The following is a 17,159-nucleotide window of genomic DNA, read 5'->3' as shown; positions in this document are numbered from 1 at the left end:
ATTTTTAATAATAACAATGTAAAATACAATTAAATACATTTTTAAATAGTTTAAAATGATTAATGAAAACCACATAGAACAATCACTAATTGCTCAATTACAAGAGCAAGGCTATATTTATTTTTATGGTCCAGATATTGCGCCATATAGTGATAATGCCCAAAGAGAAAACTTTGCTTCGGTTATTTTAGAAAATCATTTTAAAGAGTGTTTAAAAAAATTGAATCCTACGCTTCCTGAATCAGCACGAGTTGAAGCATTTCAAAAAATAATCAATTTGGGTACAGAAGATATAATGGAAAACAACGAGCGTTTCCATAACCATCTTACCAATGGTGTAACAGTTGAATACACCAAAGGCGAAAACACTATTGGTATTCCGGTTACTTTGCTTGATACAGAAAACTTTGAGAATAATAGTTTTTGGGTTGTCAATCAATTAGTAGTCAAAGAAAATAACAATGAAAAACGTTTTGATGTAGTAATTTACATTAATGGTTTACCATTAGTTTTTATCGAATTAAAAAATGCTGCCGATGAAAAAGCAACAGTACTAAAAGCCTTTCAACAAATACAAACCTATAAATGTACAGTTCCAAGTATTTTTTATTACAATGCACTTTGTGTTATTTCTGATGGTATTGATGCCAAGGCATCGAGTGTCTCTGCACCTTTTTCGAGATATTTACCTTGGAAAGCCCCAAAACAAGAAAAGGCAGAAATTAAAACCGAATTACAAATTCTAACAGAATATATGTTAGATAGAAAAACATTGGTAGAATTAATTCGCTATTGTACTGTTTTTGAATCAGAAGAAAAGAAAGACCAAAAAACAGGATTAATTTTTCAAACAAAGGTTAAAAAAGTAGCAGCTTATCATCAATATTATGCCGTACAAAAGGCAGTGGCGCAAACCATAAGAGCCACAAACAATACTGATGGCGACAGAAAAGCTGGAGTAGTTTGGCACACGCAAGGAAGTGGTAAATCGTTGACAATGGTTTTTTATTGTGGTGAAATCATAACGCATCCGCTAATGGAAAACCCAACCATTGTAATGTTAACCGACCGTAATGATCTAGACGACCAATTATTTGGAACTTTTGGAAACTGTGTTGGTTTATTACGTCAAAAACCCATTCAAGCCGAAAACCGAGAACACATTAAAGAACTATTAAAAGTTTCAGGTGGTGGTGTAATCTTTACTACCATTCAAAAGTTTTCACCTGAAACAGGCAATGTTTACGACACGTTATCCGAACGTACCAATATAGTTGTGGTTGCCGATGAAGCACACCGAAGTCAATATGGTTTTGCAGGTAAAGAGTTCGAAACTAAAGATGGTATGGAAACACGCTATGGTAATGCCAAATATTTGCGTGATGCTTTGCCTAATGCTTCTTACATAGGATTTACAGGGACACCGATAGAAAAAGAAGACAAATCTACACCAGCCGTTTTTGGCGATTATATAGATGTTTACGACATCAAACAATCAGTTGACGATGGTGCAACTGTGCCTATTAGTTATGAATCACGGTTAATAAAAATTAAATTAGACGATGTCACAACAGCCACAATCGATGCTGAAATCAACGCCATATCTGATGCTACCGAAGAACAATTAGAAAAAGCCAAACAGAAAGTAGCCACTATTGATGCGGTTGTAGGACATCCTGACCGATTGAAAGATATTGCTAAAGACATTGTAAGCCATTTCGTAAATCGTCAAGAAGTGTTCGAAGGTAAGGCAATGATTGTGTGTATGACTAGAACGATATGTGCTAAATTATATCAAGAAATAATTGCTTTAAAACCCGAATGGCATAATACTGATATAGATAAAGGAAAAATAAAGGTTATCATGACGAGCTCGTCAGATGATATTGCTTTGTTACAACCACATCATACTACCAAAAAACAGCGTAAAGATTTAGCAACAAGAATGAAAGATCCTAATGATGAACTAAAATTAGTTATTGTTAGGGATATGTGGCTTACTGGATTTGATGCTCCAAGTTTGAATACGATGTACATTGATAAAAAAATGCAGGGAGCTAATTTGATGCAAGCCATTGCAAGAGTAAATCGAGTTTATAAAGACAAACCAGGAGGATTAATTGTTGACTACATTGGAATTGGACAAGATTTAAGAAACGCAATGACAATCTATTTGCAAAGTGGCGGTGAAGGAACACCAATATTTGATATAAAAGAAGCTATTGCAGGAATGAAAGAGAAGTTTGAAGTAATAGAGCAAATGTTTAATGGCTATAATTTCAAAGCCTATTTTAGTTCAGAAACGTCACAAAAATTACAAGTTTTATTGGGTGCACAAAACTTTATTTTATCGAGTGACACTTTAAAAGACCGTTTTTTAAAAGAAGTTACTTTGCTCTCTAGATTATTTGCAATGTCAATTCCAAGTGCAGATGCTGATAGAATAAAAGATGGCGTGGCATTTTTTCAAGCTGTAAAATCAAGAATAAATAAATTCAATAGTAATGGTGTTAAATCAGATTACGAGGTAGAAACTGCTATAAAACAAATTGTGGATGAAGCATTATCAAGCGATGGTGTAATTGACATATTTGAAGCAGCAGGAATAAAAGCACCATCGGTTGGTATTTTGTCAGACGAGTTTTTGTTGGAAGTAAAAAATATGCAACAAAAAAACCTTGCATTTGAATTACTAAAAAAATTATTGAGTGACGAAGTGAAAGTTCGTAAAACAAAAAATCTAGTTCAAGGCAAGAAATTCTCCGAAATGTTAGAGTCAGTTGTGAAGCGTTATCATAACAATCAAATCGATTCTGCACAGGTGTTAGCAGAGCTATCCGAGATTGCAAAAGAATTGCAATTAGAAGATAAAAAATCAAAAGATTTAGGATTAACACCAGAAGAGTTTGCTTTTTATAGTGTACTAAAAGAGAATGATTCTACATCATTTTTAGATGATGATAAAATGAAAGATTTGATTCATACGATAGTTGATGTAATCCGGAAAAATGCAACAGTAGATTGGAGTAAACGTGATGATGTCAGAGCTCAATTAAGATTAACAGTAAAGAAAATATTAATGCGTTACGGTTATCCTCCAGATGTTGCTAAAATGGAAGCCGACAGAGTTATTGCTCAAAGTCAAAGTTTGGCGGATGTTTTTAGTAGAGAATCAATTTATTAAGTTGTATAACTTGTAATCAATTATACTAAATAAAAAAATCCTACTAAAATAAATTAGTAGGATCATCTGTTTACTGATATGCTGAGAACTGATTACTTAATTTAAATCCCCACGAAATTACTTGGTGTAATTTGCATTAATTCCGTTTTAATAGCATCGCTAACCTCTAAAGTTGCAATGAAACTATGAATCGATTCTTTGGTAATCGCTTCGTTCGTTCTGGTTAAACCTTTTAATGCTTCATAAGGATTTGGATACGCCTCACGACGTAGAATGGTTTGGATAGCTTCGGCGACTACCGCCCAGTTTCTTTCTAAATCCTCGTGGAATTTTGGTTCGTTTAACAACAATTTGTTCAATCCTTTTAAGGTCGCCTCAAAAGCAATAATAGTGTGTCCCATGGGTACACCAATATTTCGTAGAACAGTACTGTCAGTTAAATCACGTTGCAATCTTGAAATAGGCAATTTAGCCGATAAATGTTCAAAAATAGCATTGGCAATTCCTAAGTTACCTTCTGAATTTTCAAAGTCAATAGGGTTTACTTTATGGGGCATAGCCGAAGAACCAATTTCTCCTGCTTTGATTTTTTGTTTGAAATACTCCATTGACACATACGTCCAAATGTCTCGATCCAAGTCAATGATAATGGTGTTGATCCTTTTTAAGGCATCAAAAAAAGCAGCAAAGTGATCGTAATGTTCAATTTGTGTAGTAGGGAAGGAGTGGTGTAAACCTAAATTGTTCTCTACAAAGGTATCGCCAAATTGTTTCCAATCAATTTGTGGATACGCCACGTGGTGGGCATTGTAATTTCCAGTGGCACCACCGAATTTAGCTGCAAACGGAATATTGAACAACAAACGCATTTGCTCTTCTAAACGCTCTACAAAAACACCAATTTCTTTTCCTAAACGAGTAGGAGAAGCGGGTTGTCCGTGAGTACGTGCTAGCATTGGGATGTCACGCCATTCGGTGCTTAATTCTTTTAGTTTTGAAATCAAACCAATTAAAGAGGGCATGTATACTTTTTCAAACGCTTCTTTTGTCGAAAGCGGAATCGCTGTATTATTAATATCTTGAGAAGTTAATCCGAAGTGAATGAATTCTTTGTATTCTGATAAACCTAATTTTTCGAAAGCATCCTTGATGAAATATTCTACCGCTTTCACATCGTGATTGGTTACTTTCTCGGTTTCTTTAATCCAAAGCGCATCTTCGGTAGAAAAATTTTTGTAGATAGCACGCAAACTATCGAATAAATTGGAATTTACATTTTTAAGTTGAGGTAAAGGCACTTCACACAAAGCAATGAAGTATTCAATCTCAATTAAAACGCGGTATTTGATTAAAGCTTCTTCCGAGAAAAAAGGAGCTAAAGAAAGGGTTTTATTTCTGTATCTTCCGTCGATAGGAGAGATGGCATTCAATTCGTTTAGAGTAGTCATTTTTGTGTTGTTTTTTCGAAAGTGCAAATATAAACCTTTTTACTATTTTTGCCTCCAAAAAAGAGACAATGATTGATATTGATTACCTTAATTTTCTTGAAAATATTTTGACAGACAATCGAAAAGAACGCTTTTTGAATGTCCTGAAAAATAGAACCAATCATTTTACAATAGCAGTAGAAGATGTTTTTCAAATGCACAATACGAGTGCAGTAATGCGCAGTTGCGAAGTTTTTGGAATCCAAGAATTGAATGTAATTGAACAACGTTACGGGAAAAGTATCGACAAACAAATTGCGATGGGTGCTCAAAAATGGGTGGATATTACTACCTACGAAACGCCTTCTGCTTGCGTGCAAACGTTACGAAATAAAGGCTATCAAATTATTGCCACTACGCCACACGAGAATGACTGCTTATTGGAAAATTTCGATATTTCTAAACCCAGCGCTTTGTTTTTTGGAACAGAAATAGACGGTTTGTCAGAAGAAATTATGAAAGAAGCCGATGGATTTTTGAAAATTCCAATGGTAGGATTTACAGAGAGTTTGAATATTTCGGTATCGGCAGCGATTATCATTCAGAATTTGACCAACAGACTTCGTAATTCGGATATCAATTGGCAATTATCTGAAGAAGAAATTTTGGAGAAGAGATTGGCCTGGGCCAAAAATTCCATCAAAGACATCAAACGCATTGAAAAACGCTATTTTGAAGAAAATCCAAAATAGAATCCTCCTTCTATGTTATTTTTAAATTAAATTTATTCAAAAAGCCTTTTTTGAAAATAATTATCCAATTTAATCAGTATTTTTGGATAGTATAAAGTAGTATAATAAAATTTACCTAATATGAAGAAATTAGTATTGTTTTTGACTTTTAGTCTTGTTTTGACTGTTCAAGCGCAACAACGTCCAAAATTGGTAGTTGGAATTGTGGTGGACCAAATGAAAATGGAATATTTGTATCGTTTTTCAGATGATTTTTCTGCTAACGGTTTTAAGCGTATTATGAACGGAGGATATACTTTTCATAACATGCATTACAATTATGTACCTACTTATACGGCTCCAGGACATGCTTCTATTTACACCGGAACAACACCTGCTACACACGGAATTGTAGGTAACGAATGGTTCAATCGTGCTACTGGAAAAGAGATGTATTGTACGGATGATGCTAGTGTGAAAACGCTTGGCGACGGAACAGATAAAGAAGGCGCTATGTCGCCTAAGAACTTGTTAAGCACTACTATTACTGACGAATTGCGAATGGCTACTAACTTTAGAGGAAAAGTCATAGGCATGAGTATTAAAGACCGTGGCGCTATTTTACCGGCAGGGCATTTTGCTAATGGTGCGTATTGGTACAGTAAAACCGGAGCGTTTATTTCGAGTACATTTTATGGGGCTAGTTTGCCGGAATGGGTAACGGAATTTAATAACGAAAAGCGTTATATGAATTACATCAACGGTGGTTGGGATTTGTTAAAACCAGTTGCTACTTATGATGAAAGTTTAGTAGATGATAACCCGTATGAAGGTAAAATAGATAAAACCACAGGACCCGTTTTTCCGTATAATTTGAAAAAAATATACGACGAAAAAGGAGCTGATGTATTGCGAACTACTCCTTTTGGGAATGATATTTTGGCTGATTTAGCCATAAGAGCTATTGATAAAGAACAATTAGGTAAAGACGCGATTACTGATTTCTTGACAGTAAGTTTCTCTTCAACAGATTATGTGGGACATACTTTTGGGCCTCGTTCTATGGAATTACAAGATACGTATTTGCGTTTGGATTTGACATTAGCTAAGTTCTTGACGTATTTAGACCAAACGGTTGGAAAAGACAATTATGTATTGTTTTTAACTGCAGATCACGCTGGAGCTGAGAATCCAAATTATTTGAAAGACAACAAATACAATGTGAAAAATGTACCGGTTAAAAATGTTGATGCTGCTTTGAGAAAATTTTCTGTAGACACTTTTGGAGTTGATGTAGTATTGAATTATTCAAATTTCAATTTGTTCTTTAATAAATCAGTATTGAAAGAAAAAGGTTTGGAATTGGCCAAAGTGAAACAAAGTTTCAAAGACTTTTTAATGACGCAAGACCAAGTGAAACGTGTCTATACCGAAGAAGAAATTCTAACTTCGACAGGAGACGATTATTTTTTAAGTTTTATTGCTAAAGGATATGACCCAAAGCAAAATGGAGATATTTTTATTTTGGACAAAGCAGGTTATATGGAATACATTGAGACGGGAACTACTCACGGTTCTCCAAATAGTTATGACACGCACGTACCGATGTTATTTTATGGTTGGCATGTGCCAAAAGGCAACTCTCATACTAAAAAACACATTACTCAAATTGCGCCTACGCTTTCACAATTGTTGAAAATTCCTTTTACCAATGGAACAGAAGCAGAAGTTTTGGAGGAGTTGTTAGAGAAAAAATAAATTTAAAAAGGATTATTTAATTAAGATTTTACCAGAATAAATGTAGTCCCTACGGGACTTTGCAGTGAGGTGTTTACTGTTAATTACCTAAATTTAATCCCTATGGGATTTTTGTGTAGATAATGAGTAAATAAAAAAGTTTTTACTTCAATTTACTTGTTCATATTGTCCCATCGGGACAGTATATTGGTAAAAAAAACCTGTGTTCAAATAAAAAGTCCCGTAGGGACGAAATGTTTTTATAAAAAAATCCCGTTCATTAGAGCGGGATTTTTTTGTGTATTAAACAGTTGCTGCAACTGGCAACGGAATTTGATTGCGTAATAAATCTTCAAACGATTCTTTGGCACGAATTAAATGACCTTGACCATTCAGCCATAATACTTCGGCTGGTTTGTATCTTGAATTGTAATTCGATGACATAGAGAAACAATAAGCTCCTGCATTTCTGAAACAAAGGATATCACCTTCATTAATTTCAGCTATTCGTCTGTTGTTTGCAAAAGTATCCGTTTCGCAGATATAACCCACAACAGAATAGAAACGCTCTTTTCCTTCAGGATTAGAAATGTTTTCGATATGGTGTTGTGATCCGTACAACATTGGACGAATCAAATGGTTGAAACCACTATCCACTCCTGCAAAAACAGTAGAAGTAGTTTGTTTTACCACATTTACTTTTGCCAAGAAGAATCCTGCCTCACTCACTAAGAATTTTCCAGGTTCAAAGATTAATGTCAAATCTTTACCATACTCCGTACAGAAATCATTGAAACGTTTTGATAATTTTTTACCCAACTCTTCAATATCCGTTTCAATATCGTCTTTTTTGTACGGTACTTTGAAACCGCTTCCAAAATCTAAGAATTCTAAGTTTTTGAAGTTTTTAGCCACATCAAATAAGATTTCAGCAGCATACAAGAATACTTCAATATCTAAAATATCCGATCCTGTGTGCATGTGAATCCCCACAATATTCATTTTTGTATTTTCTACAATACGAATTAAGTGTGGCAATTGATGAATTGAAATACCAAATTTACTATCAATATGACCTACAGAAATATTGGTATTTCCTCCCGCCATTACGTGTGGATTGATACGAATACAAACTGGTGTCTCTGGATATTTAGTTCCAAATTGCTCTAAAATAGACAAGTTGTCAATATTGATCTGCACTCCCATAGCAGCAACTTCTTCGATTTCTTCTAAAGAAACACCGTTAGGAGTAAAGAATATTTTTTCAGGAGCATAGCCTGCGTGTAATCCTAGTAAAACCTCTTGAATAGAAACTGTATCTAAACCAGAACCCATATCTCTCAATAATTGAAGAATGGCTACATTAGATAATGCTTTCATAGCATAATTAATGCGAAGGGTATCTACTTTAGAAAACGCTTTGGTTAATCGGTTGTATTGAGATTGTATTTTTTCGGCATCATAAACATATAAGGGGCTACCAAATTGTTCTGCTAATTGTAATAAGTCTTTTCCTTGCATTGGATTCTAATTTTGAGCAAATTTATTATTCTTTCTTCTCACAAACAAATAAAATGGAATTCTTTAACAAAATATAACAAAATGTTTGTTTTTAAACATTAAATGTGATTTTGTGTATTTTATAAAAATAAACATCCCTTGATATACAATACCAAGGGATGTTAAGTGTGTTGTGTTGTTTTTACAAACTAGGTAAGTCTCCGTTACCTTTTGTAGGTAAGTTAGTTGATCCCATTAAGAACAAATCTACTTCTCTAGCCGCTTCACGACCTTCAGAGATAGCCCAAACAATTAATGATTGTCCTCTTCTCATATCACCAGCAGTGAAAATGTGAGGTACATTGGTTTGGTAGTTAGTTGCTTTATAATTAGTTCTGAAATCAGTCTCAATGCCTAATTGCTCACTTAACGTTTTCTCAGGACCTGTAAATCCAAGTGCTAATAACGCTAAGTCACAAGGCCATATTTTTTCTGAACCCTCCTTTTCAATTAATTCAGGGCGTTGTCCTGGAACGATTTTCCATTCTACCTCCACTGTTTTTAAAGCCGTTAATTCGCCTTTATCATTAGTGATGAACTCTTTGGTGTTAATCAACCAGTTTCTATTACAACCTTCTTCGTGCGAAGACGAAGTTTTCAATTGTAACGGCCAGTAAGGCCAAGGAGTCGATTCGCTTCTTCCAACTGGTGGTTTTGGCATAATCTCAAAGTTAGTTACTGATTTTGCTCCTTGTCTGTTAGAAGTACCCACACAGTCAGAACCAGTATCTCCACCACCAATAACGATTACATCTTTACCAGTAGCTAAAATTTGGTCAGGAACAGATTCTCCCCAAACTACTTTAGTTTGCTGTGTTAAGAATGTCATCGCTTGCACTACACCTTTAGCATCAGCACCTTTAGTAGGTAAGCCTCTTCTTTCGGTAGCACCACCACAAAGCACAACAGAATCAAAAGCATTTAATTCATCTACACTGAAGTTGACACCAACGTGAACGTTGGTTTTAAAAGTGATTCCTTCTGCTTCTAAGATAGCAACACGTCTGTCGATGATTCCTTTTTCTAATTTGAAGTTTGGAATTCCGTAACGCAATAAACCTCCAATAGCATTGTCTCTTTCAAAAACGGTTACGGTATGACCGGCACGGTTCAATTGTTGTGCGGCAGCTAATCCAGCAGGTCCAGAACCTACAACAGCTACCGTTTTACCTGTTCTTTGTGCAGGAACTTGTGGTTTGATCCAACCTTCAGCAAAACCTCTTTCGATAATATTTTTTTCAATATTTTCAATAGCAACTGGTTCCTTGATGATACCTAATACACATGATTTTTCGCATGGAGCAGGGCATAATCTTCCAGTAAATTCAGGGAAGTTGTTGGTTGATTGCAAGATAGCTAAAGCGCTTTCCCATTCTTCTTGGTGTACCATGTCGTTAAAATCAGGAATTAAATTTCCTAACGGACAGGAACTATGACAGAACGGAATACCGCAATCCATACATCTTGAACCTTGTTCTTTTATTTTTTCTTTCGATAACGAAACTGTAAATTCATTGTAATTAGAAACACGTTCTGCTACAGCGATATTACTTTCATCCGCTCTACTATATTCTTTAAATCCACCTATCTTTCCCATGACTATTGTGCTATTAATTCTTCAACTTTATTTTCTTCTGCCAATCTTTGTAATGCTTTTTTGTAATCTGTTGGCATCACTTTGATAAAGTGTTTTTGTTGATTCTCCCAATCCGCTAAAATTCGTTTTGCTAATGGGCTATTAGTATACATAGAATGATTTTTAATCAAACGTCTCAATTTAGTAATGTCTTCTGCTTCGTTTTCTTCGAAAGCGACCATTTCCATATTACAAACAGTGGCATCGAATTTTTTCTCAGGGTCATATACATAAGCAATACCACCACTCATACCAGCAGCAAAGTTTCTACCTGTTTTACCTAAAATCACTACGTTACCACCCGTCATGTATTCACAACCGTGATCTCCAATTCCTTCTACAACTGCTGTTGCACCAGAATTTCGTACTGCAAAACGCTCTCCAGCCATACCATTGATATAGGCTTCACCAGTAATCGCTCCGTAAAGAGCAACGTTACCAATGATGATGTTCTCTTCTGGTTTGAAAGTTGCCGTAGGTGGTACTTTGATGATTAATTTACCACCAGAAAGCCCTTTTCCTAAGTAATCGTTACAGTTACCGTGGATTTTGAATGACAATCCATTCGTAGCAAAAGCTCCAAAACTTTGTCCAGCAGAACCTGTAAAGTCTACTAAGATGGTGTCGTCTGGAAGTCCTTGTGCTCCGTATATTTTAGAAATCTCGTTACTTAAAATTGCACCAACTGAACGGTCTGTGTTTTTGATATTGAAAGTAACTCTTGTTTTCTCTTTTCTATAAATAGAAGGAATAGCTGCTTTGATAATATCAAAATCCAATACGTTTTCTAAAGCGTGATCTTGAGTTGTAGTATTGTGATTTGGAACTACGTTTGCTTTTTCTGGTTTGTAAAGGATAGTTGATAAATCCAAGCCATTTGCTTTGTAATGATCGATCGCTTTGTTCACATTTAATTTTTGTGATTGACCTACCATTTCTTTCAACGTTCTGAATCCTAATTGAGCCATGATTTGTCGTAACTCTTCAGCAATAAAATACATGAAGTTAATTACATGCTCAGGAGTTCCTTTGAAATTCTTTCTCAATTCAGGGTCTTGTGTAGCGATACCTACTGGACAAGTATTCAAGTGACAAGCTCTCATCATAATACAACCTGAAGCTACTAATGGAGCGGTTGCAAATCCGAATTCTTCTGCTCCTAATAAAGCAGCAATAGCTACGTCACGACCTGTTTTTAATTGTCCATCACACTCTAAAACCACACGACTTCTTAAGTCATTTAGAATCAAAGTTTGTTGTGCTTCGGCTAATCCCAATTCCCATGGAATACCTGTATGTTGTAAGGAAGTTAATGGTGCAGCACCAGTACCTCCATCGTATCCAGAAATTAAGATTACGTCGGCTTTTGCTTTGGCAACACCCGCAGCAATAGTTCCAACACCCACTTCAGAAACTAATTTTACGTTTACACGTGCTTCACGGTTGGCATTTTTCAAGTCAAAGATTAATTGTGATAAATCTTCAATAGAATAAATGTCGTGGTGTGGAGGAGGAGAAATTAATCCAACATAAGGTGTTGAATTTCTTGTTTCTGCAATCCAAGGCACTACTTTCTCTCCAGGAAGCTGACCACCTTCACCAGGTTTTGCTCCTTGAGCCATTTTAATTTGGATTTCTTTAGCGTTAGTCAAATAGTTAATTGACACACCAAAACGTCCTGATGCTACTTGTTTGATAGCACTATTTTTTGAGTCACCGTTTAATTCTTTTTGGAAACGTTTTGGATTTTCACCACCTTCTCCAGAGTTACTCTTACCACCAATTCTGTTCATGGCAATCGCTAAATTCTCGTGAGCTTCAGCACTGATAGATCCATAAGACATAGCTCCAGTTTTGAATTTTTTAACGATTTCTGTCCAAGGTTCTACTTCGTCAATAGAAATCGGATCTAAATTGTTGAATTCAAATAAACCTCTAATCGTCATCAAGTTTTTACTTTGATTGTTGACCATATCAGAGTATTGTTGGTAGGCTTCTGGGCTGTTTAAACGAACTGCTTGTTGCAATTTAGCAATAGTAGTAGGGTTGAACATGTGTTTCTCACCTGATCTTCTCCATCTGTAGATACCACCAATTTCTAAAGGCAATAAATTAGCTATTTTAGAATTAGGGAACGCTTTTTGGTGTCTTTTCTTAATTTCTTTTTCTACTTCCATTAATCCAATACCTTCAATTCGAGAAGGAGTGAAAGGGAAATATTTAGTGCTAAACGATTTGTTCAGACCTAGAATTTCAAAAATTTGAGCCGCTTTATATGAATGTAAGGTAGAGATACCAATTTTATTCATAATCTTAACGATACCTTTTGCAATCGCTTTATTGTAGTTAGTAATAGCGTAATCTGCTTTTACTCCAGTGATGTGTCCTTCATTTACTTGGTCATGAATAATTTCATTTACCATATATGGGTTGATAGCACTTGCACCATATCCAAATAATAAAGCAAAGTGGTGTGGTTCACGTGGCTCAGCCGATTCGATGATAATACCGAATTTAGAACGAACTCCTAATTTATTTAAGGTATGGTGAATGTAAGAACAGGCTAATAACATTGGGATTGGAGCTAATTTCTCAGTAACCCCTCTATCTGAAAGGATAACAATGTTACATCCTTCAGAAACCGCTTTGTAAGTAGCTTGAATACATTTTTCTAATGAACGCTCTAAACCGTTAACTCCTTTTTCTATTTTGTATAAAGTAGAAATAGTAACTGATTTGAAATCGGCGTGATCAATGTTTCTTATTTTATCTAAATCCTCGTTAGAGATAACTGGATTTTGAATTTTGATTTTTTTACTGTGTTTTTCATCAATATCAAAAATATTGAAATCCCCACCCACAGCTAAACTAATATCAGTAATGATTTCCTCACGGATACCATCCAAAGGTGGATTCGTTACCTGAGCAAATAATTGTTTGAAATAGTTGTATAATAGTTGCGGTTGTTCAGACAAAACAGCCAGTGGAGTATCATTACCCATAGAACTTATGGCTTCAGCACCTTTTGCTCCCATTGGGTTAATGATAGTTTTTAAATCCTCAATAGTATAACCAAATAAACGTTGTCTTGTGTGGAAATCAACACTTTCTGTTGGGATAGGGTTGTTTGTGTAAGGAATTTGAGCCAATTGAACTAAATTTCCATCCAACCATTTTTGGTAAGGACGTTTGGTAACAACAGCATTTTTAACTTCTTCATCTTCAATAATTCTACCTTCGTTCATGTCTACCAAGAACATTTTTCCTGGTTCTAAACGGCCGTGCTGAATTACATCTTCAGGATCGATATCCAATACACCAATTTCAGAAGACATGATTACGAATCCACTTTTTGTCAAAGTATAACGAGAAGGACGTAGTCCATTTCTATCCAATAAAGCTCCAATTACATTTCCATCAGTAAACGGAATAGAAGCAGGGCCATCCCAAGGCTCCATGATACAAGAGTTGTATTCGTAGAACGCTTTTTTCTCTTTCGACATGGTTTGGTGTTTTTCCCAAGCTTCAGGAACAACCATCATCATTGCTTCTGGTAAAGAACGTCCAGTCATCAATAATAACTCAACTACCATATCCATAGAAGCTGAATCGGATTTTCCTTCTAATATAATTGGGAATAATTTTTTGATGTCTTCTCCAAAAATTGGACTTTCCATCAATTCTTCACGAGAACGCATACGGCTCACATTTCCTCTCAAGGTATTGATCTCTCCATTATGACACATGTATCTAAATGGTTGAGCCAAATCCCAAGAAGGGAAGGTATTGGTAGAGAAACGTTGGTGAACTAAAGCCAATCGAGTTACCAAATCCGTATCTGTTAAATCAGTATAATATCTACTGATGTCTTCTGGCATCAATAAACCTTTATATATAATAGTAGTGGTTGATAAACTAGTGAAGTAGTATTTGTGACTTTCTGAAGTTTTAGAATTACGGATAGCATGCTCCGAAATCTTTCTTGCAGCAAATAATTTAGCATTGAATTCTTGTTCTGTAAGATTGAATCCGTTTTTACCAACGAATACTTGTTTAATAGTTGGTTCTTTTTCCGCAGCTACTTGTCCTAAATTAGACACATCAACTGGTACGTCTCTCCAACCTAATATTTGTAAATTTTGATCTTGAACACACTTTTCAAAAGTAGTGATACAAAAATCAACTTGATTTTGACTTTTTGGTAAAAAAAGCATACCTACAGCATATTCACGAACTTCAGGCAACTCGAAATTACATACTTTTTTGAAGAAAGCGTCCGGAATATCAAATAAAATTCCAGCTCCATCTCCCGTTCTTCCATCGGCACTTACTGCACCACGATGCTCTAACTTTATTAGGATGTCAAGTGCTTTGTGAATAATATCATTCGACTTGATTCCATTCAAATTACAGATAAATCCTGCACCACAATTGTCGTGCTCAAATTCTGGTAAATAAAGGCCTTGTTCTTTAACTTTCATGCTTGATAATTTTTTTACAAAATTAAATATTTCGTACTATTTACCGAATTCAAAACCTCTTTTCTGCTGATTTTTACCAAAATAATAGAAAACGCTTGTATAAATGAAGATATTGTTATTAAAATGTGAATGAATTGAGGTATTGACAATATGGCAAGCTAAAATCGCCTTAAAAATGCCGATTTTTAGGCTAAAAACAGAAATATAACAGAATGTTATTTTTTGTAACAAATTAGTTTGTTTTATTTAAATTTTATTAAAAAAGTATTGTTTTCGAGAAAGCTTCGAATATAATTTGAGTCCTATTCGTTTTTAATGAAAAAAATATATTGTATGTATATTATTTTGTTATTTTTGTGGCACTTTTATTCTGAAATAATTTCAGAGAAGCAGACAAATTCTTAATTATGAACATACACGAATATCAAGGAAAAGAAATTCTAGCTAGTTATGGAGTTCGCATTCAACGCGGAATTGTAGCTAATAGTCCAGTAGAAGCTGTTGCTGCAGCGAAACAATTAACTGCAGAAACCGGAACAGGTTGGTACGTAGTTAAAGCACAAGTTCACGCAGGTGGACGAGGAAAAGGTGGTGGTGTTAAGTTGGCTAAAAACTTGCAACAAGTAGAAGAGATTTCTGAGCAAATCATCGGAATGCAATTGGTAACACCTCAAACTTCTGCAGAAGGAAAAAAAGTACACAAAGTTTTAATCGCTGAGGATGTGTATTATCCAGGTGAAAGTGAAACGTCTGAATTTTATGTATCTGTTTTGTTGAACAGAGCTACAGGTCGCAACATGATTATGTATTCTACTGAAGGTGGAATGGATATCGAAGAAGTGGCTGAACATACTCCACACTTAATTTTTACAGAGGAAATTGATCCTGCTGTTGGATTACAAGGATTCCAAGCAAGAAGAGTTGCTTTTAATTTAGGTGTTTCTGGAAACGCTTTCAAAGAAATGGTACAATTCATTACTGCTTTATACAATGCATATATTGGATCTGATGCCTCTATGTTTGAAATTAACCCAGTATTAAAAACATCTGACGATAAAATTTTAGCAGTTGATGCTAAAGTAAATATCGATGATAACGCTTTATACAGACAAAAAGTATATGCTGATATGCGTGATATTCGTGAGGAAAATCCAATTGAAGTAGAAGCTAAAGAAGTAGGCTTAAATTATGTGGATCTTGATGGAACTGTAGGATGTATGGTAAACGGAGCTGGATTAGCGATGGCTACTATGGATTTAATTAAATATGCAGGTTTTGAACCAGCCAACTTCCTTGACGTAGGTGGTACTGCTGATGCTAAACGTGTTGAGACTGCTTTCCGTATTATCTTAAAAGATCCTAACGTAAAAGCTATCTTAATTAATATTTTTGGTGGAATTGTTCGTTGTGACCGTGTGGCACAAGGGGTAGTTGATGCGTACAAAAATATGGGTGACGCTATTAAAGTGCCAATCATTGTTCGTTTACAAGGTACTAATGCTGCCATTGCAAAAGAATTAATTGATAATTCAGGAATGCCAATCTTATCTGCTGTTGAATTCCAAGAAGCAGCTGACCAAGTTCAAGCGGCACTTTCTTAATTAGAAAAACATATTGATATAAAAAATCCTGAGTGAAAGCTCAGGATTTTTTTGTTTTTTTATAGAAGGATTATTTCTTTTTCAGTTTGATGAAAATTTGACCTTTGTATTTTTTAGAATCTATAATAGTGTCTCGTTTAATCACATTCATCGATTCAATATCATTAGGATTTAGTGATTTTACTACTTCAGATTTTGCCAAATTAGAATCAATAAATACTGCAATATCTTCCGGGAGTATTTCTTTTGTTTTTTCAGCTGAATTAGTCTGACCGTAAGAACTTAAAGAAAATACAACAGCTATACTTAAAATTAGTTTTCTCATTTTTTATTCTTACCGTTTTTGAATTGTACTTTTTCTACTACTTGTACTTTTGGAGTCGCTTTAGCGTTGTTTTTCTTAAACGGTTTTTTTGCTCCAGTAAATGATTTAGGTTTCTGATCTCCTCTTGATTTTTCTGGATCTTTTGGACTAGATTTAAATTCAGGTCTATCTTTTGTGTTTTCTTTTTTCGGAATTTCAGCTTTGTGTTTGGCTAAAACCTCATTGGGATTTTTAGGATTTTCTTTAGTGCCTCTCAAATGAATCACCAAACCATTCAAGAAATTGCGTAACACTTGGTCGCCACATTCCATATAGTTTTCGTGCTTTTCATCACGGAAGAACGCACCTAATTCTGATTTTGAAATTCTAAAATCCACTAATTCTAAAATTTCAACTATTTGGTCATCACGTAACATCAATGCTACACGTAATTTTTTAAAGATATCGTTATTGGTCATGGTTTTATTTTTTACAAAG

General features: G+C 34.9%; 10 protein-coding genes. 4 read left to right on the top strand and 6 right to left on the bottom strand.

What is annotated here, in order from left to right:
- Positions 1-55 precede the first annotated feature (55 nt).
- Positions 56-3,184 carry a type I restriction endonuclease subunit R gene (locus tag Q0L65_RS08805; protein WP_296685404.1) on the top strand — a complete coding sequence of 1,043 codons (3,129 nt, stop codon included), beginning with the start codon at positions 56-58 and terminating at the stop codon, positions 3,182-3,184.
- Between the two features lie 101 nt (positions 3,185-3,285).
- On the opposite strand, the gene purB is transcribed toward Q0L65_RS08805, so the two are convergent.
- Positions 3,286-4,632: an adenylosuccinate lyase gene (gene purB / locus Q0L65_RS08800; RefSeq protein WP_296685401.1), complete on the bottom strand. Its 1,347-nt coding sequence runs from the start codon at positions 4,630-4,632 to the stop codon at positions 3,286-3,288.
- 68 nt (positions 4,633-4,700) lie between these two features.
- Between purB and Q0L65_RS08795 the strand changes: the two genes are divergently transcribed.
- Together Q0L65_RS08795 and pafA are read left to right on the top strand one after the other, a co-directional pair.
- Entirely contained in the window at positions 4,701-5,363 is a 663-nt protein-coding gene (locus tag Q0L65_RS08795; RefSeq protein ID WP_296685399.1) for an RNA methyltransferase, read from the top strand.
- A 120-nt stretch (positions 5,364-5,483) separates the two neighbouring features.
- Positions 5,484-7,100 carry an alkaline phosphatase PafA gene (pafA, locus tag Q0L65_RS08790; protein ID WP_296685397.1) on the top strand — a complete coding sequence of 539 codons (1,617 nt, stop codon included), beginning with the start codon at positions 5,484-5,486 and terminating at the stop codon, positions 7,098-7,100.
- A 282-nt stretch (positions 7,101-7,382) separates the two neighbouring features.
- Here pafA and lysA read toward each other — a convergent pair whose 3' ends face one another.
- The 3 genes from lysA to gltB form a co-directional block, all read right to left on the bottom strand.
- Positions 7,383-8,600, bottom strand: coding sequence for a diaminopimelate decarboxylase (gene lysA / locus Q0L65_RS08785; protein WP_296685395.1), 1,218 nt, complete (start codon positions 8,598-8,600; stop codon positions 7,383-7,385).
- 181 nt (positions 8,601-8,781) lie between these two features.
- Complete coding sequence (locus Q0L65_RS08780; RefSeq protein WP_296685392.1) at positions 8,782-10,236, bottom strand: glutamate synthase subunit beta; 1,455 nt, start codon at positions 10,234-10,236, stop codon at positions 8,782-8,784.
- Positions 10,237-10,238: 2 nt separating this feature from the next.
- Positions 10,239-14,756, bottom strand: coding sequence for a glutamate synthase large subunit (gltB, locus tag Q0L65_RS08775; RefSeq protein WP_296685388.1), 4,518 nt, complete (start codon positions 14,754-14,756; stop codon positions 10,239-10,241).
- 407 nt (positions 14,757-15,163) lie between these two features.
- Between gltB and sucC the strand changes: the two genes are divergently transcribed.
- Positions 15,164-16,357: an ADP-forming succinate--CoA ligase subunit beta gene (gene sucC, locus Q0L65_RS08770; RefSeq protein ID WP_296685385.1), complete on the top strand. Its 1,194-nt coding sequence runs from the start codon at positions 15,164-15,166 to the stop codon at positions 16,355-16,357.
- A gap of 70 nt (positions 16,358-16,427) precedes the next feature.
- On the opposite strand, the gene Q0L65_RS08765 is transcribed toward sucC, so the two are convergent.
- Both Q0L65_RS08765 and Q0L65_RS08760 read right to left on the bottom strand, forming a co-directional pair.
- Positions 16,428-16,682: a hypothetical protein gene (locus Q0L65_RS08765; RefSeq protein WP_296685382.1), complete on the bottom strand. Its 255-nt coding sequence runs from the start codon at positions 16,680-16,682 to the stop codon at positions 16,428-16,430.
- Positions 16,679-17,140, bottom strand: coding sequence for a DUF1456 family protein (locus Q0L65_RS08760; RefSeq protein ID WP_296685380.1), 462 nt, complete (start codon positions 17,138-17,140; stop codon positions 16,679-16,681). Before Q0L65_RS08760 ends, Q0L65_RS08765 begins: the two co-directional genes overlap by 4 nt.
- Positions 17,141-17,159: the final 19 nt, after the last annotated feature.

The organism is Flavobacterium sp. (genome assembly GCF_024642105.1).
GTDB lineage: Bacteria > Bacteroidota > Bacteroidia > Flavobacteriales > Flavobacteriaceae > Flavobacterium.
Note: the sequence above shows the minus strand (reverse complement) of the source record. Positions and strands in the feature narration are given on the sequence as shown.

Bases quoted from the DNA above. Each gene is read 5' to 3' on its own strand.
- Q0L65_RS08760 (WP_296685380.1), bottom strand. From the start codon at position 17,140: ATGACCAATAACGATATCTTTAAAAAATTACGTGTAGCATTGATGTTA.
- gltB (WP_296685388.1), bottom strand. From the start codon at position 14,756: ATGAAAGTTAAAGAACAAGGCCTTTATTTACCAGAATTTGAGCACGAC.
- lysA (WP_296685395.1), bottom strand. From the start codon at position 8,600: ATGCAAGGAAAAGACTTATTACAATTAGCAGAACAATTTGGTAGCCCC.
- pafA (WP_296685397.1), top strand. From the start codon at position 5,484: ATGAAGAAATTAGTATTGTTTTTGACTTTTAGTCTTGTTTTGACTGTT.
- sucC (WP_296685385.1), top strand. From the start codon at position 15,164: ATGAACATACACGAATATCAAGGAAAAGAAATTCTAGCTAGTTATGGA.
- Q0L65_RS08780 (WP_296685392.1), bottom strand. From the start codon at position 10,236: ATGGGAAAGATAGGTGGATTTAAAGAATATAGTAGAGCGGATGAAAGT.
- Q0L65_RS08795 (WP_296685399.1), top strand. From the start codon at position 4,701: ATGATTGATATTGATTACCTTAATTTTCTTGAAAATATTTTGACAGAC.
- purB (WP_296685401.1), bottom strand. From the start codon at position 4,632: ATGACTACTCTAAACGAATTGAATGCCATCTCTCCTATCGACGGAAGA.
- Q0L65_RS08805 (WP_296685404.1), top strand. From the start codon at position 56: ATGATTAATGAAAACCACATAGAACAATCACTAATTGCTCAATTACAA.
- Q0L65_RS08765 (WP_296685382.1), bottom strand. From the start codon at position 16,682: ATGAGAAAACTAATTTTAAGTATAGCTGTTGTATTTTCTTTAAGTTCT.